Origin of the sequence: Teredinibacter franksiae (assembly GCF_014218805.1) — a bacterium.
GTDB classification, from domain to species: domain Bacteria; phylum Pseudomonadota; class Gammaproteobacteria; order Pseudomonadales; family Cellvibrionaceae; genus Teredinibacter; species Teredinibacter franksiae.
The window spans coordinates 1,969,952-1,989,636 of the sequence record NZ_JACJUV010000001.1; the positions used below are offsets into that span (position 1 = coordinate 1,969,952).

The 19,685-nt window shown below is 47.4% G+C and carries 17 protein-coding genes; 8 read left to right on the forward strand and 9 right to left on the reverse strand.

Translation table 11 applies throughout. The annotated features are described in order from the left end of the window. Positions 1 to 8: 8 nt before the first annotated feature. Both H5336_RS08115 and H5336_RS08120 read right to left on the reverse strand, forming a co-directional pair. Positions 9 to 1,766 carry a (2,3-dihydroxybenzoyl)adenylate synthase gene (locus H5336_RS08115; protein ID WP_185233155.1) on the reverse strand — a complete coding sequence of 586 codons (1,758 nt, stop codon included), beginning with the start codon at positions 1,764 to 1,766 and terminating at the stop codon, positions 9 to 11. A gap of 2 nt (positions 1,767 to 1,768) precedes the next feature. Next, entirely contained in the window at positions 1,769 to 2,974 is a 1,206-nt protein-coding gene (locus H5336_RS08120) for an isochorismate synthase (RefSeq protein ID WP_185233157.1), read from the reverse strand. Positions 2,975 to 3,616: 642 nt separating this feature from the next. Here H5336_RS08120 and H5336_RS08125 point away from each other — a divergent pair. After that, a complete protein-coding gene (locus H5336_RS08125) occupies positions 3,617 to 4,138 on the forward strand; it encodes a peptidoglycan recognition protein family protein (protein ID WP_185233158.1) in 522 nt (173 codons plus the stop codon). Between the two features lie 273 nt (positions 4,139 to 4,411). Continuing rightward, complete coding sequence (locus tag H5336_RS08130) at positions 4,412 to 4,834, forward strand: MarR family winged helix-turn-helix transcriptional regulator (protein ID WP_185233160.1); 423 nt, start codon at positions 4,412 to 4,414, stop codon at positions 4,832 to 4,834. Positions 4,835 to 5,131: 297 nt separating this feature from the next. Here H5336_RS08130 and H5336_RS08135 read toward each other — a convergent pair whose 3' ends face one another. After that, positions 5,132 to 6,511, reverse strand: coding sequence for an MATE family efflux transporter (locus tag H5336_RS08135; protein WP_185233161.1), 1,380 nt, complete (start codon positions 6,509 to 6,511; stop codon positions 5,132 to 5,134). Between the two features lie 249 nt (positions 6,512 to 6,760). Between H5336_RS08135 and H5336_RS08140 the strand changes: the two genes are divergently transcribed. Then, positions 6,761 to 7,246, forward strand: a complete 486-nt coding sequence (locus tag H5336_RS08140) for an FKBP-type peptidyl-prolyl cis-trans isomerase (RefSeq protein ID WP_185233163.1) — start codon at positions 6,761 to 6,763, stop codon at positions 7,244 to 7,246. A gap of 135 nt (positions 7,247 to 7,381) precedes the next feature. On the opposite strand, the gene H5336_RS08145 is transcribed toward H5336_RS08140, so the two are convergent. From H5336_RS08145 to H5336_RS08155, 3 genes are all read right to left on the reverse strand, one after another. Continuing rightward, the gene (locus tag H5336_RS08145) at positions 7,382 to 7,687 is read right to left on the reverse strand and encodes an isoamylase early set domain-containing protein (protein ID WP_185233164.1); all 306 of its coding nucleotides are present in this window, start codon (positions 7,685 to 7,687) and stop codon (positions 7,382 to 7,384) included. A 188-nt stretch (positions 7,688 to 7,875) separates the two neighbouring features. After that, positions 7,876 to 8,460 carry a class I SAM-dependent methyltransferase gene (locus tag H5336_RS08150; RefSeq protein ID WP_185233165.1) on the reverse strand — a complete coding sequence of 195 codons (585 nt, stop codon included), beginning with the start codon at positions 8,458 to 8,460 and terminating at the stop codon, positions 7,876 to 7,878. 2 nt (positions 8,461 to 8,462) lie between these two features. Further along, the gene (locus H5336_RS08155) at positions 8,463 to 9,530 is read right to left on the reverse strand and encodes a hypothetical protein (protein ID WP_185233167.1); all 1,068 of its coding nucleotides are present in this window, start codon (positions 9,528 to 9,530) and stop codon (positions 8,463 to 8,465) included. A 162-nt stretch (positions 9,531 to 9,692) separates the two neighbouring features. On the opposite strand from H5336_RS08155, the gene H5336_RS08160 reads away from it, so the two are divergent. From H5336_RS08160 to H5336_RS08170, 3 genes are all read left to right on the forward strand, one after another. Continuing rightward, on the forward strand, positions 9,693 to 10,613 hold the full coding sequence (locus H5336_RS08160; protein WP_185233168.1) for an aldo/keto reductase: 921 nt from the start codon (positions 9,693 to 9,695) through the stop codon (positions 10,611 to 10,613). Beyond that, the gene (gene recQ / locus H5336_RS08165) at positions 10,613 to 12,415 is read left to right on the forward strand and encodes a DNA helicase RecQ (protein ID WP_185233170.1); all 1,803 of its coding nucleotides are present in this window, start codon (positions 10,613 to 10,615) and stop codon (positions 12,413 to 12,415) included. Before H5336_RS08160 ends, recQ begins: the two co-directional genes overlap by 1 nt. A 147-nt stretch (positions 12,416 to 12,562) precedes the next feature. Continuing rightward, positions 12,563 to 13,120, forward strand: coding sequence for a hypothetical protein (locus H5336_RS08170; RefSeq protein WP_185233172.1), 558 nt, complete (start codon positions 12,563 to 12,565; stop codon positions 13,118 to 13,120). 18 nt (positions 13,121 to 13,138) lie between these two features. Here the strand turns inward: H5336_RS08170 and H5336_RS08175 are convergent, their stop codons facing one another. The 3 genes from H5336_RS08175 to cysK all read right to left on the reverse strand — a co-directional run bounded on the left by H5336_RS08175 (position 13,139) and on the right by cysK (position 16,164). Then, positions 13,139 to 13,852: a L,D-transpeptidase family protein gene (locus H5336_RS08175; protein ID WP_185233174.1), complete on the reverse strand. Its 714-nt coding sequence runs from the start codon at positions 13,850 to 13,852 to the stop codon at positions 13,139 to 13,141. Next, entirely contained in the window at positions 13,852 to 14,940 is a 1,089-nt protein-coding gene (locus tag H5336_RS08180) for a hypothetical protein (protein WP_185233176.1), read from the reverse strand. Before H5336_RS08180 ends, H5336_RS08175 begins: the two co-directional genes overlap by 1 nt. A gap of 177 nt (positions 14,941 to 15,117) precedes the next feature. Next, on the reverse strand, positions 15,118 to 16,164 hold the full coding sequence (gene cysK / locus H5336_RS08185; protein ID WP_185233178.1) for a cysteine synthase A: 1,047 nt from the start codon (positions 16,162 to 16,164) through the stop codon (positions 15,118 to 15,120). A gap of 390 nt (positions 16,165 to 16,554) precedes the next feature. Here cysK and typA point away from each other — a divergent pair, with 390 nt between their 5' ends. Both typA and H5336_RS08195 read left to right on the forward strand, forming a co-directional pair. Further along, positions 16,555 to 18,375 carry a translational GTPase TypA gene (gene typA / locus H5336_RS08190; RefSeq protein ID WP_185233180.1) on the forward strand — a complete coding sequence of 607 codons (1,821 nt, stop codon included), beginning with the start codon at positions 16,555 to 16,557 and terminating at the stop codon, positions 18,373 to 18,375. 214 nt (positions 18,376 to 18,589) lie between these two features. Then, positions 18,590 to 18,928 (forward strand): TraR/DksA family transcriptional regulator, encoded by a 339-nt coding sequence (locus H5336_RS08195; RefSeq protein WP_185233182.1) that lies wholly within the window; start codon positions 18,590 to 18,592, stop codon positions 18,926 to 18,928. The last annotated feature ends 757 nt before the right edge of the window (positions 18,929 to 19,685 follow it).

The following is a 19,685-nucleotide window of genomic DNA, read 5'->3' on the forward strand; positions in this document are numbered from 1 at the left end:
GTTAACGATTAAGCAGACGCCATTGCCGATTTATTAATTTCAGCAACAATTTTACGCAACCGATTTTTATCCACCTTACCAAACTGAGTTATAGGTAGCGCAGAAACCAACTCGATACGGTCTGGAATTTTGAAGGCGGCAATTCCTAACGTGCGCAAATAAGCAAGAATTTCGCGCTTAAGTACAGTCGGGTTAGATTGATTTTCGGCTGCGCTCTTAGGCACAACAAAAGCACACACACGCTCACCCAAAAAAACATCGGGCATAGCAACAACCGAGCAGTCAATCACAGCGTTATGTGCCAACACACAGTTTTCCACTTCCTCCGCAGAAATCTTTTCCCCACCGCGATTAATCTGGTCTTTACTGCGACCAGTTACAATGAGATATCCGTTTTCGGTTAAAGCCACAATATCGCCGGTGCGATAAAAACCATCGGCCGTGAATGCCCGTGCATTATGCTCTGGCGCACGGTAATAGCCGCGAATAGTGTACGGGCCTCGAGTAAGCAAATGACCGGGAACACCCGGGGCGACCGGCTGGTCGTTATCGTCCAGCACTCGAATTTCGTCAGCAGGCGACATGGGGCTGCCTTGAGTTTCGAGCACAATATCGTCGCTGTCGTCCACGCGGGTATAGTTCACCAAGCCTTCGGCCATGCCAAAGACCTGCTGCAGCCGGCAATCGAATAAAGGTTGTATTTTTTCCGCCAGAGAGAGACTCAACTTGGCACCGCCCACCTGAATCAGCTTGAGCGAATCCAACAATACGTCGCCACCGCGCGCGCGCAACTGCTCCAACGCATTAACCCAGGTCGCTGCCAGCGGTGGTACCAACGCCACCATGGAAACACGATGCTGCTCAATTAACTGGAAAGCGCTCGCCGGGTCTGGCGCCTTTGCTACCAGGACTAAACCACCCGTAAACATTACACCTAAAGCACCGGGAGAACTTAGTGTGAAATTATGCGAAGCTGGCATTACCAATAAATACACGCTGCTGGAAGAAAGCTCACACACCTCGGCACTAACACGTACGCTGTAGAAATAATCGTCGTGCGTGCGGGCAATTAATTTTGGTGTACCGGTGGTGCCCCCCGATAGAAGGTAAAAAGCTACAGTATCAGGCTTAACCTTTATGCGCGCATCAAGCGTTTTGTCCATGCGCACGCAATCAGTGTGATTTTTACCAATACCTGCTTCATTGATCTCTACTCCACCAGCGTTAGCGTCGCGCACGAGGGACTCGCCCCGTATATCTTTACATAGCGTGCCGTCCCTCTCGTCACTCCAGGCTATATCTAACGCCTTAACAATTACGTTTTCCTTCTGCAGCTGTACGGCAATGTCACGGTACACACAGTCATTTCTAGAAAAACTACTGAGATAAAAATTTGCTTCAACATGCTGGCAGAAATAGCGAATTTCAGTGAGTCGATGGGATTCCAAAGCCAACACAGGTTTTACACCCAACTTCAACAAAGCAAAAAATAGTAGGTAAAATTCCACACCGCTGGGCGTATGTAGCACAACGTTTTGCCCTGGCGCTACACCAGCAGCCAACAGCTGATGACACAATCCGTTTACCGCTGCCAGCATCTCCGCATAACTTAATTGGCTATCACCTGCCACTAGTGCTGGCGCATCGGGATTTTCTCTAGCACGGTCTTCAAGAATGCACGGTAATAAGTCACCACGCCAAAACTGTTTTTGCCGATACTGCTGCTGAAACCCTTCGGGCCATGGTACAAAACCGTTATCATCCATGATTAAATCCCTATAGCATTTAACATGGTTTTAAATTTTGCACCGGTTTCTTTCCACTCCTTGTCGGGACAAGACCCCGCCACAACACCCGCACCCGCATACAACGTAGCAGTACTACCCTTTAAGGTTGCACAGCGAATGGTAACCACCCAGTCGCCATTGCCTTTCGCGTCGCACCACCCCACCATGCCGCAGAAAGCACCTCGGTCGTAGTTTTCCAGCCGCTCAATCGTTTCCTGAGCCCTCTCTCGGGGCTCACCACACACCGCTGGCGTAGGGTGCAACGCAAGTGCAATTTCAACGGAGGTGGTTGCGGGGTTTTTCAATTCACCGACAATTTCAGTGGATAGATGCAACATTGTCGGCGTACGCAAAATAGAGGGGCCTTCAGGACTATCTAAATTGAAACACAGAGGTTTTAATATTTTTATAACGTCATCGACCACAACACTGTGTTCGCGCAGGTCTTTTTCGGAACGCAGTAAACCTTCACACAAGGCGGCATCCCGTTGCTCATCACCGGTACGCGGCTCCGAACCGGCCAATGGATTGGCTATTAATTTTCCGTCACGCAGCGATACTAATAGTTCAGGGCTGGCACCAATTAAGGTGGAGCGTTCAGCCTCATATTCCAGCTCCCCAACTAGATCAATGGAAAACGTATAACCGCTCTGGTTGGCATTCTCCAATCGCTGGACAATTTTTTTTTCTTCAAACGGTGTAGAGGACTGCAACTGTAAACGGCGCGACAACACAACTTTACTTAGCTCTGTACTATCAATTAATGACAAAGCTTCGTTAATACTATTTTTGAACACCTCTGCATTGGGCAGCGGCGTAACCGAAAAAGCTACTTCACTCACCGGGAGCATTAGTGGTGCCAGCCGCTTGTCAAGCACACTCAATTTTTGATTCACCTCGGCGTTGGTGCTTAAACGTAAGTAGGCGGGCTTGGACGCATTAAACGGCACAGCGCCGATCACAATCGCCTCTTCATGCCCTAACTCGGTAGCAAACCGGAGCGATTCCGATACCCGGTGAAACAGGTCGGTACGGTCAACCCCTGGCAATAACTGGGCAAAGGGCGGCTTGGCCAACAACCGATAATCCGGCGCTGAAAAGTAATTATCCGTACTGGCGTTGTAGCTTTCCAGCAGAGAAGACGACGGTAAAACGACACTGTCTTGAACGGCACTTGAGCTATCCATCGGCACACCTCAATAGGAATGATTATCAATTGCCGCAAATACTAATGCAATTCATTCTCATTTGCCGAATGCTATATAGTATGCAAAATCGTCAGAGGCGTATGCGCGGAGGGAACTAAAGAATATGGACGACAAAAAGTCGATTTTTAACGCGTAACAGAAGGCTGCCGTCATCAGAGATGGCCCTGATTCTAATCTTAAAATTTTATTTGGAGGGTTGATGGATGCGCCATCGCATGCAACTCACAATAGGCCGTTACGTAGAATAATCTATCGCCTTGCGCACGTCCGCAGCCTTAGCATCCACGAGGAAACAGAAAGCCCCAGAACTGCTAAGACAATCATAAGTTTAACAGTATCAGTATTATCAACTTCATACTTTAGGTTTGCTAAATATCGATACAGAGCGAATGCGGTCATACCAATTAAGCAATTGCACAAAAAAACGTATTTATTGCCAGGGTTTTATTCATTAGCAAAATACCCAACGGCTTTGATATACAGGATGCTCAACGCAAGGTAGAGAGTTGGCGATATGTTGAACGGCTTTGCGAAACCTAATTGGCATTATTGCTGTCTATGCTGTCAGACATAACAAACCTACCGCATTGCTCCAGTTAAACCATATCGAATGAATGCTTTATGAATCGTAGACGTTTTATACTTAGTTCTACCGCTATTGCCGCCAGCTTAACAACCGGCATTATTTATTGGCCTAACCGCTGGCACTATATAGTTGTGCACCATAGCGCGGGTAAATTCGGCACCATCAAGTTTCTTCAGCAAGTACACCGTGAACGACAGCAAGGCGATCCGGTCGACGCCATTCCCTATCACTATGTGATTGGCAACGGGAACGGCTTAAAAATGGGAGAGGTCGCCAGCGATTGGCGACAGAAAAATCATATCTGGGGTGCCCATGTGTCCGGCCGAAATACCGACCGGAACTTCAGGGGCATCGGTATTTGCCTCATTGGGAATTTTGAAGAGCACACTGTACCAGAAGCTCAATATATGGCTCTTTTAGCACTAACTAAAAACCTGATGCTAGAATTTGCTATACCGCTATCGAATATTACCGGCCACGGCCATACGCAGGGGGAGTCTACTCATTGTCCGGGGGAACATTTTCCCATGCCACGTTTTATGAAAGACCTGATCTAGCTTCAAGCCTGAAATGCAATTCGCTGATTCAAGGGCATATCTATAAGATAATAATTCTAAGTGACACATTGAATAGCGCTCGAAATAATATTACAGGCTTACTCTTTGGGTGTATTTAGTTTTCCATATTCAGCGAGTTCCCTCAAGATAAAAGTCCGCTCACCCAACTTAAATACGGATATTGATCAAACTCGTAATTAAGATGGCCTTAATTGACAATCAATACGCTTCATATATACTTGAGCAATCAACCATATGTAAAGCATATTAATTATGACACAAAACTGCGTTAGTTCAGCATTCATCATCCAAAACTCACTCATTGCATCGCGATTATCGCGAAAGGTCGGTAACCGACTAAGTGTTCATGGGCTCAGTCTTACTGAATATCTCGTTATGGATTACTTAAGCAGCTGCCCCCATAAAGAGGTCTCAAGAATTGAACTGGCAGAGCATCTAGGCATGAGTGCATCCGGCGTAACCCGTCTACTTATGCCAATGGAGAAAAATCGAATCGTTAAAAAAATCAAGAATCCCCGCGACGCAAGGCAAAGCCTCGCAAAACTATCCGATACCGGCCAGCGTGTACTGGATGAAGCCAGTGTTAGCTTTGCGCATATCGCAAGCGACCTTACATCTCAGTTAAGCCCGAACCAGCAGGAAAAACTGATAGAGCTTTACAAGAAAGTGCTATAGCGCTGTATCAACAAAGTTGGGAAAATGAGTGAAATAGTAAATGACTCAAGCAACGAAAAAAGTTGTTTTTTAGACAAACATATTTACCTTCGGGGGCTTCGTTACAACCATCATTTGGTCAATCATAATCTAGCCCATTCGAACCGCGAACCTCAATTGAAATTCGCCCACAATTCGTCCCCCCCCCCCCAACAATCGACCTCTATTTGGAGCGAACTTAGCGCTTTTCAGGAGCCAATTGCAAACAAAGCCTTGATAATAGTAATAGCCGAATACAACTCATCACTGTTGCTTCCTCTATGCTTTCGCAACCGTCAAATTTTTCATCCAGCGGCGAAAACGAATCCTCACCCATACAGGTAAAAACTTTGCCGTATCTTCTACAAACATTAATGCAAATATCACCAGAAAAGATACATCCAAACTGAATATCGTAAAAGCGTATAGTGGTACGCCCAGCCCCCACATCACAAGGGTATCAGTAGTAAGACAGAAGCGATTATCGCCACCCGCGCGTAACACACCCAGTATACGCACCATATTCATGGTTTTAATCCACACCAACACGCAGAATATCGCCAGAGTGTTATTCAACAACGTCGCTGTTTGGACGTCGAGTTCATCGAATATACCTACCACAAGAGGTCGTGCAAACCAAAGGCTTACGCTCAGCACGGCAGCCAACACCATCGTTAAACGGATAAAGAAACCGTACAACTGCCACGCTTCGTCGGTTTTATCGCCTCCGAGTGCGCGACCAATCAACACGGTTGACGCATTCGAAAGCCCTATAAATATCGAAAAGAATAGGCTTTCTATAGGCACCACAATACCCATTACCGCCAGCGCATCTGTTCCTGCGTAGCCAGTAAGCACATGATAGGTCGCATTACCAACCCCCCAAACAATATGGTTGATCACCAGCGGCAGAGAAAAATTTACAAATCGTTTTAAGTCCTGACGGTTAGCTGCAGCAACAAAATGGCTTTTCGCTAACGCAAACGCATGCTTTTTGTGGTAAACCCACAAAAGCGTACCTGTTAGCTGTAGCGCACGCGCCACCAGTGTTGCCCACGCGGCACCTTCCACACCCATTGCGGGAAAGCCGAAATGCCCAAAGATCAACGCGTAATTAAGGATAATATTACACAGACCGGCGAGCGCCCCCATAGCCAAGGGTAGGCCGGTATTACCCAAAGCGCGCAATCCGGCTTCGTAAATGATGATGACCTGGGTAATCAATAATACCGGAGCGGTAATTTTCAGATAAGTGATTGTTAGACGTGCGACTTCCGCATCTGGATTGATAAGTGGCACCCAGAGTTCACTGAGAAATGCGAAGGCTAAAGTGAAGGGAATCATCACCACAGCGCCAACAAACAACGTAAGTGCTACCGTACGCTGGCAGGCAGGCATATTGCTGGCCCCGGTGTATTGGGCTACCAGTATGCCGCAGCCTGCGCCAAGGCCGGCCATTAACACCAATAGAAGGAAATGCAGTTTTGCCGCTAGGCCTACCGCAGCTAGCGCCGCTGGCCCCAAGTTGCCAACCATTAGAACGTCGGCCATGCCAATAAGCGATTGCAGGATCATTTGCGCAGCCACAGGCAATGCCAAGCTGAGCACGCTGACCCAAAGAGTGCGCGAGGAAAGAGGGGTACTGAAAGTTTGAACCATATTTGTTTACCGACAAAAGAAAACGCCGCCCTAAATTACTGGACGGCGCAAGCTCGGTAGCCATGGGGGTCACTCCCAGGCACCCTTAGTTTAGTAGAGCATCAGGCCGTTGGCCTAGATAAACAACGATTATCTCAGTTTTGAAGTCAATTTGCTGTCACAAAACATCTCTTTCAACCGCAGTGCTATAATCGCCGCCGTTAATTTTTTCGTATAAACCCCAAATTGGAACCCATTAGAGAAACATACATGCAGATTACCAATAACACCGTCGTTAGCTTTCACTACACCCTCAGTGAAGAGGGTGGCGCACAACTCGAAACCAATCACGATTCAGTACCAATGGCGTACCTGCATGGCCACAGTAATATCCTCGCGGGGCTGGAAACAGCAATGGCAGGCATGTCTGAAGGTGAAACCAAAACGGTCTCCCTTCCCCCAGAAGATGCCTATGGCCCCAAGCGCGATAACGCAGAACAGAAGATACCCATTAAACATTTGGCCGGTAAATATAAACGATTACTGCCAGGAATGATTGTGCGGGTAAACACCGAAAAGGGTGTCGTTAACGCCAGCGTTATTAAGCCGGGCTTAAAAATGGTAACGGTGGATATGAACCACCCCTTTGCCGGCAAAACACTGCAGTTCGAATTAGAAATTAAAAGTGTGCGTGAAGCGACAGAAGACGAAATCACCCACCGCCATGCCCACGGTGAAGGTGGTCATCACCACTAGCTGATTAAAACCTCTGGCGTGGCAGCTTTATAAAAGGTGTTTGCTATATGAAGGGCTGCACCTACTCGGTGCCGGCCCTATAAAAATGTTTTAAATAAGTGCGATCCCAAGCTTGGCATCTCAGAAAACTACGCCTTACACCACAACCACTGAATTATCGGTACCACAGGTATTGGGCACATACTTATCGGCATCGAAATCATTTTCCCACTGCTCACCGTCTAGTACATAACGGTACTCATATTCTTTTCCTGTCGCCAAATCTAGCGTGGTGGCGTACTTACCGTCTTTTTGCTTTTTCAAAGGCGTCCTAGAGCAATCCCAGCCGTTAAATTCACCCGCCAAATAAATACTTTTCGCACTTTCTGCCAAAGTGGCAGGGGCAATAAATTTTACTTTGCATACGGGTTTTGTTTTTAAGTAGCGCTTATCCAAGCTCATAGCGGTGAAACTCCTAGGTCAATTAAAAAGGTGAATAAAACAGTGAATCTTTCACACAATAACTTTAGACAGAGTCTTAGGTATAAACGTAAAAAAATCAAAAGAACACTGGCAAAAAAACGCATCTCGTCACACTTGCGCTCGCTACCAATGATATTGAGCAAATTTTCTGCCAATTATTTCGTTATTTACTTACTTGCCACCATCTGCACCACAGCCCCCTCACCTGTATGACAAATGCCTTCAGTAACATCGCGCTCAAGCTCCTGCAGGTGCACCACCGAAAGCAAAGCAAAATCCGATTGTAATTGTTGCGCCGACATCATCAACTCTTTGCTGGGCGGGCCACCGGTGCCAAACTCTAATTGGTCTGGCCGATATCCTTCAAGCAGTATGACACCACCGGGTTTAAGTGCCGCAACAACACGACGATGTAAAGACTCACGCAAAGCTGGAGGCAAGTGGCAAAAGATAGAGACAATACCGCTCCACTCATTGTTACCCAGATCGTACTCGGCGAGATCGGCCACCTCGTAATTCAAACTAACGTTCATTTCTTTCGCAAGCTTTAGTGCTTTATCACGGCCCGCACTGGATGCGTCTACTGCCCACACTTCATATCCCAAACTCGCAAGATATACGGCGTTTCGGCCTTCGCCCTCGGCTAAACAAAGTACTTTGCCTTTTGGAAGGCTAGCACTATACGCCCGAAGGAAAGCATTGGCGGATTTACCGTAAACGTATTCCTCTACCGAATAGCGTTGATCCCACATTATCAGGAATTCCCTCTATTTTTTTCTGTACAAAAATGATTGTAATAGCGCTCTGCATTTTTTTTAGCTACTTTAATGTCCTGCGCATTCATGTCATACTTTTTCTCCAGCTCACGCAAGTTGTCCCCGAACTGCTGCCTCTTCCCGTCATCCACTTCAATATTACGTATATATATTGCCGCCATCGTCCAATAATTTGCCCAAACAAATCCCGCTTCCGGCACCTTTAGTTCGAGAACCCAATTCTCATCTTTTCCTCGCCCGCCGGCGAGCGTAGAAAAGATAAAGGGGTCACAACTTGACCGCGCATTCAACAGCATCTCACCAATATCACTTTTTAATTGGCTAATTTCGTCTGGCGTTTTATCTCTAGCGAGGTAGCTGGCAGCATCCGTTGTAGCCAATTCATATACGGCATTAGAATTGCCGGCATACGCCGCCTCCTCCAGAAAACTTAGCGCTTCTTTTTCATAGTCACGCGTCTCCCCGTTTACCGGAACTTGCTGGCAATCGCTGTAGTTTTTTTCCCATCGGGATTCGGCCTCTGCAAGCTCCCCATTACTTTTTCCCCGCTCCAGTAACCTGTTGCTGCGCTCATGCACCCACTGCTCAAAGGCTGTTCTATCCTGAGGAATAGCCGCACACTGCGCGTAGAGTTTGCTCAGTTCATAGGCCACACCGGCATCGCGAGTTGCTTCAAACGCGGCAAGTTGCTTATCAAGCTCTTCTTTAAGCTCTTCTCTGTGTACGGTAACAAACTTAAAGAAGATATCGTTGTTTACTTTTTTAAGCTGACGTTTCGGTTTTTGCTTTTCATTGCCAGTGTTTTTATTGCCTACTTGTTCCGTATTTTTATTCCCAACCTGTTCTGCGCTTTCAGCAACTACTTTGTTTTCTTGCTCAAGAGAAGCGCGTAAGTCAGCAATGGCATTAGCCTTCTGCAACGCTAAACGAGGTCGATCATCCGTGGATGATCGCAGTTGGGGATTTTGAATAAAAACAAAAAGTAGAATACTGCTGGCAGCAAGTACAAAACCAATACACAGCTGTAGCCATTTATTTCTTAACATGGCGGGAACTAGCTCCTTGTTGCTAGGTTAAAAGCTTTCCTTTAGTGCCCGCAGTTTAAACGCTCACTTAACAATTGCCAATCGCTTACTGGCCAGCCATTACACCCAGAATTCTGTTTGAACTGATACAATAACGCCCATCTACCGATAAGGCTCCCCACTATGACCATTTCCCGAATACCCTTAGCCACCGGCGACGGCCCCGAGGTATCCCGCCTAATTGCCGGTTACTGGCGGCTAAAACATTGGGGGAAAAGTGATCAGGAGCTACTGACCTTTATTGAACAACACCTAGAAATGGGTATCACCACCGTCGATCATGCCATGGTCTACCGTAGCGAAGCGCTATTTGGCCGTGCACTAGCATTGAAGCCGCAATTGCGTGCACAACTAGAAATTATCACTAAATTTGGCATTCGCCCCTGTGGATTTGGGCCGATAGGCGCTCAGGCGATCAATCACTACGATAGCTCCGCCAAGTATCTATTGAAATCAGTGGAAGCCTCATTGCGCGATCTGAATACAGACTATATCGATGTACTCCTGGTACACCGGCCCGACTATTTAATGAATGCGGAAGCACTAGCGGAAGCATTTCTACAACTAAAAACCAGTGGTAAAGTAAAACACTTTGGTGTTTCGAATTTCACTGTGGCGCAATTTGAACGGTTGCAACAAGCCGTTACAAGTTTTATACCTGAGGGGTTGGTCACCAACCAAATAGAGTTTTCGCCATATCACTTAGACGCGTTGGATAACGGTATATTTGAACAATGCGCCAACCATAAAATTTCGCCCATGCTCTGGTCGTGCCTGGCAGGCGGGAAACTAATGTCTCCGAGTGATGATAAAGGCCATCGGTTACACCAAGCGTTTCAAATAGTTGCCGACGAGCTAGGCCTTAATGAAATTGAACCGGTAATTTATGCTTGGGTTTTACGCCTACCCAGTGCTCCGCTAGCACTGTTGGGCACCAGTAAAATCGAGCGTATTAAAGTCGCTGTGCAGGCCGACGAGTTAACCCTAAACCGCGAACAGTGGTACCGTATTTGGGAAGCATCAAAAGGCTACGCCGTACCCTAATGTTAAATTCTCCTCTACATATTCTACAACACACTTTTGGCTACGACAGTTTTCGCCAACCGCAAGAAAAAATCATTGACTGCGTAGTTGCCGGCGGCGATGCCCTAGTTCTTATGCCTACCGGTGGCGGCAAATCGCTATGCTACCAAATCCCCGCCCTCGCGCGAGGAGGCGTTGGTGTGGTTATTTCCCCGCTTATTGCATTAATGGAAGACCAGGTAAGCGCTCTGCGCGAACTGGGAGTCAATGCCGGTTACCTGAACTCAACTCTCGACTGGGACAGCACTTGGCATACTGAGAACGCCATACGCAATGGCGAACTGAGCTTAGTGTACATCGCACCGGAACGCCTTATTCAAGAACGTACGCTGGCACTCCTTCAAGAATCACCCATTTCATTATTTGCCATCGACGAAGCCCACTGCGTTGCGCAATGGGGCCATGATTTTAGGGCCGATTATTTACGCCTAAGCCTGTTGCACGAAACGTTCCCCACTATTCCACGCATAGCCCTCACTGCAACAGCCGACGAACGTACTCGCGCCGAAATAATTGAGCGTTTATCACTAACCCGTGCGCAACAATTTATTAGCGGTTTTGACCGACCTAATATTCAGTACCGCATTCAACAGAAAAATAAGCCCCGCGACCAGCTACTTAATTTTTTACGCAGCGAGCAGCAAGGCAATACGGGCATCATCTACTGCCTTTCACGAAAAAAAGTGGAAGACACCGCCGAATGGCTAACACAACAGGGGTTTAATGCACTGCCTTACCATGCGCGCATGAGTGCGAACGCGAGGCAAACCAATCAACATCGTTTTTTACGCGAAGACAATATTATTATTGTTGCAACCATCGCCTTTGGTATGGGGATAGACAAACCCGACGTACGCTTTGTGGTGCATTTGGATTTACCCAAAAGTGTAGAAGCCTATTATCAAGAAACCGGACGCGGCGGACGCGATGGCGAGCCATCAACGGCACTACTGCTCTACGGTCTAGAAGATGTGGTAAAGCTCAGCCAGATGGCCGAAAACTCCGAAGGTGACGAAGCATTTAAGCGCCAGGAGCAACAAAGACTCTATGCGATGCTGGGCATATGTGAAATAGCGAGCTGTCGGCGACAAGTATTACTGCGATATTTCGGTGACGAAATGCCAGAGCCCTGCGGTAATTGCGACAACTGCCTCGAAGCACCCGACACATGGAATGCCAGTGAAGCTGTACAGATGGCACTAAGCACAGTGTATCGCAGCGGCCAGCGTTTTGGTGCGGGGCATTTAATTGATATTTTACGTGGGGCCGACAACGAGAAAATTCGTCAGTTTGGCCACCAGGCGCTTTCTACCTACGGTATTGGCAATAAGCTTTCTGCGAACGAATGGCGAACCATCTTCCGCCAGCTTATTGCCCGAGGCCTGCTAACAGTTGACCATGAAGGCTATGGCTGTCTGCGTCTCACCGAATCTTGTCGGCCAATTTTACGCGGCGCAGAAACTATTTATTTGCGCAAAGATAAAGTCAGCAAAAAATCTCCGCTATTACGTAAAAAAGTATTAGATATAGCCGAAGAAGACATGGGACTGTGGAACGCCTTAAGGCAATGCCGTAAACAACTGGCCGATGAAAATGGCGTACCGCCCTACGTTATCTTTCATGACTCCACACTGAGGGAAATGCTTGAGAAACGACCGCTACAAGATTATGAACTGTTGAATATTTCCGGTGTTGGAGATCGAAAACTGGAGCAGTTTGGCGAGGCTTTCATTGACGTTATTCGGGAATTTGAATACACATAGAAGCAAAAACACAAGCAAGCCGGCCTAAGCTCTGCTTTCGCTAAACGCAAGTAAGCGTCTGCAGCTGCCACTGCGCAGCCTTTACTGAATCGAAGAACGACATATAGAATGAACCCCCCTAGAACGCTATCGTACGGGCTACTCATAATGAAATTTTTCAGCGTTCGCATAACAGCGGTATTTGTCATTCTTTGGTTACTTCCGGGCTGCGACAACAATACTGCCAGAAAAATCATCGACATTTCTGAGTTTGAAGAAAACCGCCTGTACTTCTACTACTGGTTTGATACCGCCTATATTGTGTTCAAACCCTCTACAGAGTACTTGCTCACAGAAGATAATCACCTCAACAAAAAATCAGGTGTACTCGATCCACCAGAAACCCTGCCTCGAACACAGTACCCTGTAAAAGTATTTATGCTTGGCAAAGCTGGCGGGCACATGGTTTTCCCTTATAGGAAATGGCACCACTACCAACTGCCCTGCGCGAACCTATCGCTTTTTGTTACGCCTTACCGTCACGGAACTACCATTACGCCTGCAGGTTTTCGTTGCGCGCTGTCTGTCGATGACTTCTGGATTGAACACTTAGTATACGACTTTAACGGTAGAAGCCGGTCCACACAATCTCCTGACCTGTATGTGCCACTGCATTATCAAACCAATAGCAAGCTGGTACTTGGTGTTGGCTCACCAGACATATAAATCCACTAAGCGAGCAGCCTAAATCTCATCAAACTCAAACACATACCGCCCACCAACCACTTCAACATTCGGTGGAACCTTATACTTCTCGAAAAACTGGTAGCCTTCCCGTAGATTTTTCCAAAAATCTATCCACTTATTCCCCGAATACAAAAGTAACTTATTATCCTCAAGTTTAAACGGAAAAACATGCACCCGTACAAATGGCTGACCATTACGCAATGCGCTTTCAACCAGCGTATAGATTTCTTCTATCTTTTTATCGGTCATGGCATAGCAGCCAATGGATACGCAATCGCCGTGAACCATTAAGGCGCTACCGGTACGACCGTGGTAACGATCGTAGGCATTGGGGTAGCCCAAATTAAAAGATAAGTGGAAACGGCTCCAAGGATTCAATTGGCCGGGTGTTACGTAGTAAAAGCCCTCGGGGCTTTGCATGTCGCCTTGCTTAGTTTTAGGGCCAAGGTTTCCAGAAAAATAACAAATATCGTAGATTTTAAACAGCGAGTAAGTTTGCGCAGCGTTCTGTATCCACACTTCTAGCTTTCCCGTTCGCTTAAATACCCGAATAAAAACTGGCGAACCCAACTGTAGAGTTTTAGCTTGTAGTGCAGTTTTTAATGCGGGCGCATGTCGCTCTACTGCGACGCGAGAACGCGCACTCTCGGGAATTTCTGCCACTATTGACAGCGCAATACCCCAAAACAATATAACAGCGAAGAGGCGCATTAGTTTTCGAAGAACCCTGGAATCAGCCTTTCAAAATCAGCATTCATTTTGTCCCGAGCACCTTCGCCTAAGAATTGATCAGAAAAATACACGAGCCTATCGTAGATAAAACCCATAGCATCTCGATTAGTTATTTCGATTGTTTCGGTTTTCACGATAGGAAAATTGACCATCCCGGCCTGGGTGCCAATGGGAAATACGCGAGACATCATCCAGCGGCCACTTACATATTCATCTACAGCCTTGTCCAATTCCGCATAAGTCGTTTTAAAGGCCGCCTCGAACCCCTTGTCCACTGTATATCCCCGCTTAAGCAAAACGAGATAAACATGCATTTGCTTACGCCTAGCACGATCAGCATTCAGGTAGTGCACAACGGCCGCCGAACGCGCGTAGAACTTTTCTAACATTTTCTTATGCTTACGGCCATTACCCGAACCAACTTTCAGCTCTTCCTGTGTCACTTTAAACAGGGCTTCAGTGTCTACCGACTCAAATTTTTGCCCTGTCGAGCTTAATATGCTGTAAAACCTATCACCCAAAACAGACATATCACCCAATACTACCGAATTATTTTCCTGTTTAAATGTACCAAAATATTCAGCAATACCCTCGTTGTACCACGGCGGGGTCGCCATTTTGTAGGATTGCCCCGAAATCAGTAGGTGCACAAGTTCATGGAGCACAACGGAGCGCCCCCAGTTCGCGCTACCCTTTGCCGATGAACGAAATCTATCAGCCCGAGCAAAGAAAAACTTTCCGCTAGGAGAAAAAATGCCAACGTAATTTCTTGGCATACCCAAGGCCCTAAAGGTGCCTCCACTCTTGGCAAGAATAACCGGCACTTTATGCTCTAAGGGTTTCTGTTGATAGCCTAAGTGGTCGCTCATGAAATAATTGAAGTCTTCCAACTCCTGTAGCATGGCAATCGTTTTCTTATCTCCAGCTTCAGATAACGCTGAAAAGTGTTCGCTTTCTACCTGAACCCAGTTTCGATTCATTAATTTTTTTACATTAACATTGTCGGCTGTAACAGCTGCAACCTGAAAGAACAGAAAAGCTATTATTATTGTTATTAAAGGCTTCATTTTCTTCCCCACATTTCTATTATTTTGGTTATTCGCGCGTGCTTACCAAAGGGGTTGGTATACTTGGAAAATATTACTCGAAACCCCTGTCCATTTCCCTGCGCCTAGTATTGCCTAGTGCATTTCCGACAAAAAAATGGCCACCCTTTTTAGGCTGCCTTTTTTAGAGTACCCCGACTAACCTAACTGAAACCCCGGCGTAGATTTGGATATTGCCAGCTCGTCTTCGTTCATATCGACACCAACATCTTCGAACAAGGGGGTAGATAGATAACGCTCTCCGGTATCCGGCAGCATGCATAAAATATTACTGCCATCAGGCGCATTTTTAGCCACTTCTAGTGCCGCAGCTAATGTGGCGCCGGCCGATATGCCCACAAATATACCTTCTTGTTGAGCCAGCTGTTTAGAACACTCAATAGCTCTAGGGCCGGTAACCGCAACGTTTTGATCGAAGTATTGCTCGTCTACGGCGTCCTCCACCAACTTGGGTATAAAATTGGGTGTCCAGCCTTGAATAGGGTGCGGCGTAAACGTTGGGTGCGCGGCAGCGGGCGAGCCATCGGCATTACGCTCTTGGCGAATACCGCTGGCAATTTCAGCCGCATTCGCTGGCTCAGTGACCACAATTTTGGTGTTGGGGCTTTCTGACCGCAACACTCGGGCAACACCTTTTAACGTACCACCGGTACCTGTGCCGGTTACCCAGTAGTCCAGTGAAATATCGTCGAAGGCATCAATGATTTCACGCGCAGTTGTACGCGAATGCATATCGGGGTTGGCTTCATTTTCAAACTGTCGCGCTAAAAACCAGCCATTCTTTTCGGCTAGCTCCTTCGCTTTATCCACCATACCGGTTCCACTCTTCGGTGCCGGGGTCAATACAACTTTGGCGCCAAGAAAACGCATAAGTTTGCGGCGTTCAACGCTAAACGATTCAGCCATAACGATAACCAGCGGGTACCCCTTTTGCGCACACACCATGGCCAAACCAATGCCGGTGTTTCCGCTTGTAGCCTCCACAACAGTTTGACCGGGCTTAAGCTCCCCAGACTTCTCAGCCGTTTCAATAATGCCCAGTGCCAAACGGTCTTTCACCGAACTCATGGGATTGAAGCTTTCAGCTTTTACAAACAGGTTTACGTTAGCCGGCGCCAGCTTATTAATTTTTACAACGGGGGTGTTGCCTATGGTGCCCAAGATGTTGTCGTAACGCTTGACCATTGCGGGTCTCCTTGTGGTTTTCGGGCACTCGTGGCCCCTGTTAGAAAGGTATTGAGTGAGACTAATATTTATTATTCTGCGGGGCTTTCCCCCAGCCAATAGACCAGCATTGTAGACCAACCCTAACAGCGGCAGCAAAAGCACAGGTTCGGGGACTTCAATTAGTGTTGTTAGCCCCTATCTAACGCCATATTACACGGCTATAATGCGCGCCTTTTGATCAATATCGTCCTGAGAGGACGCTGGTTTTATCACTATTTTGTCGTTAAAAAGCAGGATCTACGCGCGTTGTTACGCAATAGAGCGTACAAATTGCTTTTTCTCGCCATACTGGCTTAAACCAACCGATTCCAATGCGATTCCCACCCCAGCTCTTTTGAGGCTTCTCCTGTGATAGAAAAACTGCGCAATATCGCCATTATTGCCCACGTAGACCATGGCAAAACCACCCTAGTGGACAAGCTTTTAAGCCAGTCCGGTACTTTGGACCGCAAAGATGAAGGCGCTGAGCGCGTAATGGACTCCAATGATCAGGAGCGTGAGCGCGGCATTACCATTCTTGCCAAAAACACCGCCATCAGTTGGAACGGTTACCGCATCAACATTGTAGACACCCCTGGGCACGCCGATTTTGGTGGCGAGGTAGAGCGTGTACTCTCTATGGTTGACTGTGTTCTTTTACTGGTAGACGCGGTAGACGGCCCAATGCCGCAAACCCGTTTCGTTACCAGTAAGGCCTTCGAAAAAGGTCTTAAGCCCATTGTTGTTATTAATAAAGTCGACCGCCCCGGCGCTCGCCCAGACTGGGTACACGACCAAGTATTCGACCTATTCGACCGCCTAGACGGCACCGAAGAGCAGCTCGACTTCCCCATGATTTACGCTTCAGCACTTAACGGCTATGCCGGTTTGGACCTGGACGATATGGCCGACGATATGACGCCGCTGCTGAAATTAATTGTGGATCAAGTACCACCACCCAAAGTAGAAATCGACAAACCTTTCCAGATGCAAATCTCGGCGCTGGACTACAACAGCTACGTGGGTGTTATTGGTATTGGCCGCATAAGCCGCGGCGAACTCAAGCCCAATCAGCAAATTGTAGTGGTCAACTCGGAAGGTAAAACCCGCAAGGCCAAAGTTCTGCAGGTAATGGGCTACCACGGCCTTGAGCGGGTAGAAACTGAACTCGCCACCGCTGGCGATATTGTTTGCATCACCGGTGTCGACAAACTGGGCATCTCCGACACCCTTTGCGAACCGACCGCCATTGAAGCTATGCCACCCTTAAGTGTGGACGAACCCACCGTGAGCATGACATTCCAGGTGAACGACTCACCCTTTTCCGGGCAAGATGGCAAATATGTCACTTCGCGCAATATACGAGAGCGCTTGGATCAGGAATTGATTCACAACGTGGCGCTGCGCGTTGTTCAGGGTGATAGCCCCGATAAATTTATTGTCTCGGGTCGCGGTGAATTACACCTTTCGGTACTCATCGAAAATATGCGTCGAGAAGGATTTGAGCTGGGCGTGTCTCGCCCTGAAGTTATCCAGAAAGAAGTGGATGGTGAAATTCACGAACCCTTTGAGCAGGTCGTTATTGACGTTGAAGACCAACATCAAGGCTCTATCATGGAAGAGATTGGCCTACGTAAAGGCGAACTCACCAACATGGAACCCGATGGCAAGGGCCGCGTTAAACTGGAATTCATTATTCCATCTCGCGGACTTATTGGCTTTAGAGGCCTGTTCCTTACGCTCACTTCGGGCTCGGGCATTATGACCAGTATTTTCGATCACTACGGCCCGGTAAAAGCCGGTGAAGTGACTAGCCGCCAAAATGGTGTACTGGTTAGCATGGTAAAGGGTAAAACTCTAGCCTACGCCCTGTTTAACCTACAGGATCGCGGTCGACTATTTTTGGGCCATGGCTCCGAAGTGTACGAAGGTCAGGTTGTTGGCATTCACTCCCGCGACAATGACTTGGTAGTGAACCCCACCAAAGCCAAACAGTTGAATAATATCCGCGCTGCGGGTACCGACGAGGCACTCACCCTTTCACCACCTATTAAGCACACGCTGGAGCAGGCGCTGGAGTTTATTGAGGATGACGAGCTAGTGGAAGTAACACCACACAGCATCCGTTTGCGTAAAAAACTGCTTGCAGAGAACGAACGCAAGCGCGCGAAAAACGCAGCGGCAAAATAAACAGCACTCCTCCAGCTATCCCCTGTTCCCGCACCTCAGCGTGGGAACAGGTGGAAATGGGGTTACACCTCGCTCTGCGGCAAAGTACAGAGAAATTCAGTTAAAACCAACAACCTTTCCCCCAAACCACCCTTCAACCATCCCCCACACATTTTGTACCCGAAGGCCAATTCGGTTAGGCTGAGTAGCTTCTAACACTAGAAAGTCCACCCACATGCCTATCGATCTAGCCAGATACAAATCGCTGCTCGAGAAAGATTTAGAACAACTCTCCCAACTGGATGCCATTTCAAAGCAGGGTGCAGATACTGTTGAGCTTGACCAATCCAAAATCGGCCGCCTTTCAAGAATGGACGCACTGCAACAACAGGCCATGCAGCAAGAACAAAATAGACGTAGAGAATTAAAAGTAAAGCAGATTCATGCCGCCCTCAAGCGTGTTCATGAGGGCGACTACGGTTGGTGTATGGATTGCGGTGAACCGATCAACATGAAGCGATTAGAAATAAGTCCAGCCGTTGAATTTTGCACCCAATGTGCAGACAAACATTAAATCCCAAGCCCATAACTTAACGAACGCTTGACAAAGAATCGTAAAATCTACCGGGTAGTGCTCATCGCCCCAAACTTAGAAGCACCTAGTTGCAAACTAAACGGAACCGCTATTAATTACATTTAATCTCTGGATTTATGCAGCGTTGACCGGTTTGAAATGGCAACCAGCGTTACGCTAAGGCTTCGCAATCAAACTAAAAATCGTTGTACTTCCCTTGCCCATCAAATTCTATATTGCAGCCAAACCGGTTTAGTGGATGCGTAGATAAATGCACCGACACCACCCACACGCTTTTACCGGCACAATGAAATTCACAGATAAACCACTGCGGCACTGTTTACACGGGTTAACACGGCCGCCGATCTTAAAGCCGTTTCTGTGTATCAGTAAATTTTTTTCGGCGTACGATCTGTCCAAATGTCTACTCTAAGACAACACAAAAGCGTGTACTTTAGAGTGTATATAGGTTCGGTCGGCAGCGCTTGCGATAACGCATTAACCAATAGAATCATGCCCTTCTGCAGGAGCCTTACACCGCCCTCCAATCGCCGTTACCTGTATGGCCATAACAAGCACCCTCCCTCCAGTAATCGTAAAAAAGAAATAACCGAGTGATGTAACCAGTACCAATTTTAATATCTCCCGTGCCATAACGGCTCACACCACCCGTATTATTTCAATGAAAAACTCCGCCGATAATGCTTAAAATACGCAGCTCTATTTTTATATAACCCCATAAACATACCATTAAACC

What these genes read in the sequence shown, in the direction of transcription:
- H5336_RS08115 (WP_185233155.1), bottom strand. Translation starts at nt 1,766, where the DNA reads ATGGATGATAACGGTTTTGTACCATGGCCCGAAGGGTTTCAGCAGCAG.
- H5336_RS08120 (WP_185233157.1), bottom strand. Translation starts at nt 2,974, where the DNA reads ATGGATAGCTCAAGTGCCGTTCAAGACAGTGTCGTTTTACCGTCGTCT.
- H5336_RS08125 (WP_185233158.1), top strand. Translation starts at nt 3,617, where the DNA reads ATGAATCGTAGACGTTTTATACTTAGTTCTACCGCTATTGCCGCCAGC.
- H5336_RS08130 (WP_185233160.1), top strand. Translation starts at nt 4,412, where the DNA reads ATGACACAAAACTGCGTTAGTTCAGCATTCATCATCCAAAACTCACTC.
- H5336_RS08135 (WP_185233161.1), bottom strand. Translation starts at nt 6,511, where the DNA reads ATGGTTCAAACTTTCAGTACCCCTCTTTCCTCGCGCACTCTTTGGGTC.
- H5336_RS08140 (WP_185233163.1), top strand. Translation starts at nt 6,761, where the DNA reads ATGCAGATTACCAATAACACCGTCGTTAGCTTTCACTACACCCTCAGT.
- H5336_RS08145 (WP_185233164.1), bottom strand. Translation starts at nt 7,687, where the DNA reads ATGAGCTTGGATAAGCGCTACTTAAAAACAAAACCCGTATGCAAAGTA.
- H5336_RS08150 (WP_185233165.1), bottom strand. Translation starts at nt 8,460, where the DNA reads ATGTGGGATCAACGCTATTCGGTAGAGGAATACGTTTACGGTAAATCC.
- H5336_RS08155 (WP_185233167.1), bottom strand. Translation starts at nt 9,530, where the DNA reads ATGTTAAGAAATAAATGGCTACAGCTGTGTATTGGTTTTGTACTTGCT.
- H5336_RS08160 (WP_185233168.1), top strand. Translation starts at nt 9,693, where the DNA reads ATGACCATTTCCCGAATACCCTTAGCCACCGGCGACGGCCCCGAGGTA.
- recQ (WP_185233170.1), top strand. Translation starts at nt 10,613, where the DNA reads ATGTTAAATTCTCCTCTACATATTCTACAACACACTTTTGGCTACGAC.
- H5336_RS08170 (WP_185233172.1), top strand. Translation starts at nt 12,563, where the DNA reads ATGAAATTTTTCAGCGTTCGCATAACAGCGGTATTTGTCATTCTTTGG.
- H5336_RS08175 (WP_185233174.1), bottom strand. Translation starts at nt 13,852, where the DNA reads ATGCGCCTCTTCGCTGTTATATTGTTTTGGGGTATTGCGCTGTCAATA.
- H5336_RS08180 (WP_185233176.1), bottom strand. Translation starts at nt 14,940, where the DNA reads ATGAAGCCTTTAATAACAATAATAATAGCTTTTCTGTTCTTTCAGGTT.
- cysK (WP_185233178.1), bottom strand. Translation starts at nt 16,164, where the DNA reads ATGGTCAAGCGTTACGACAACATCTTGGGCACCATAGGCAACACCCCC.
- H5336_RS08195 (WP_185233182.1), top strand. Translation starts at nt 18,590, where the DNA reads ATGCCTATCGATCTAGCCAGATACAAATCGCTGCTCGAGAAAGATTTA.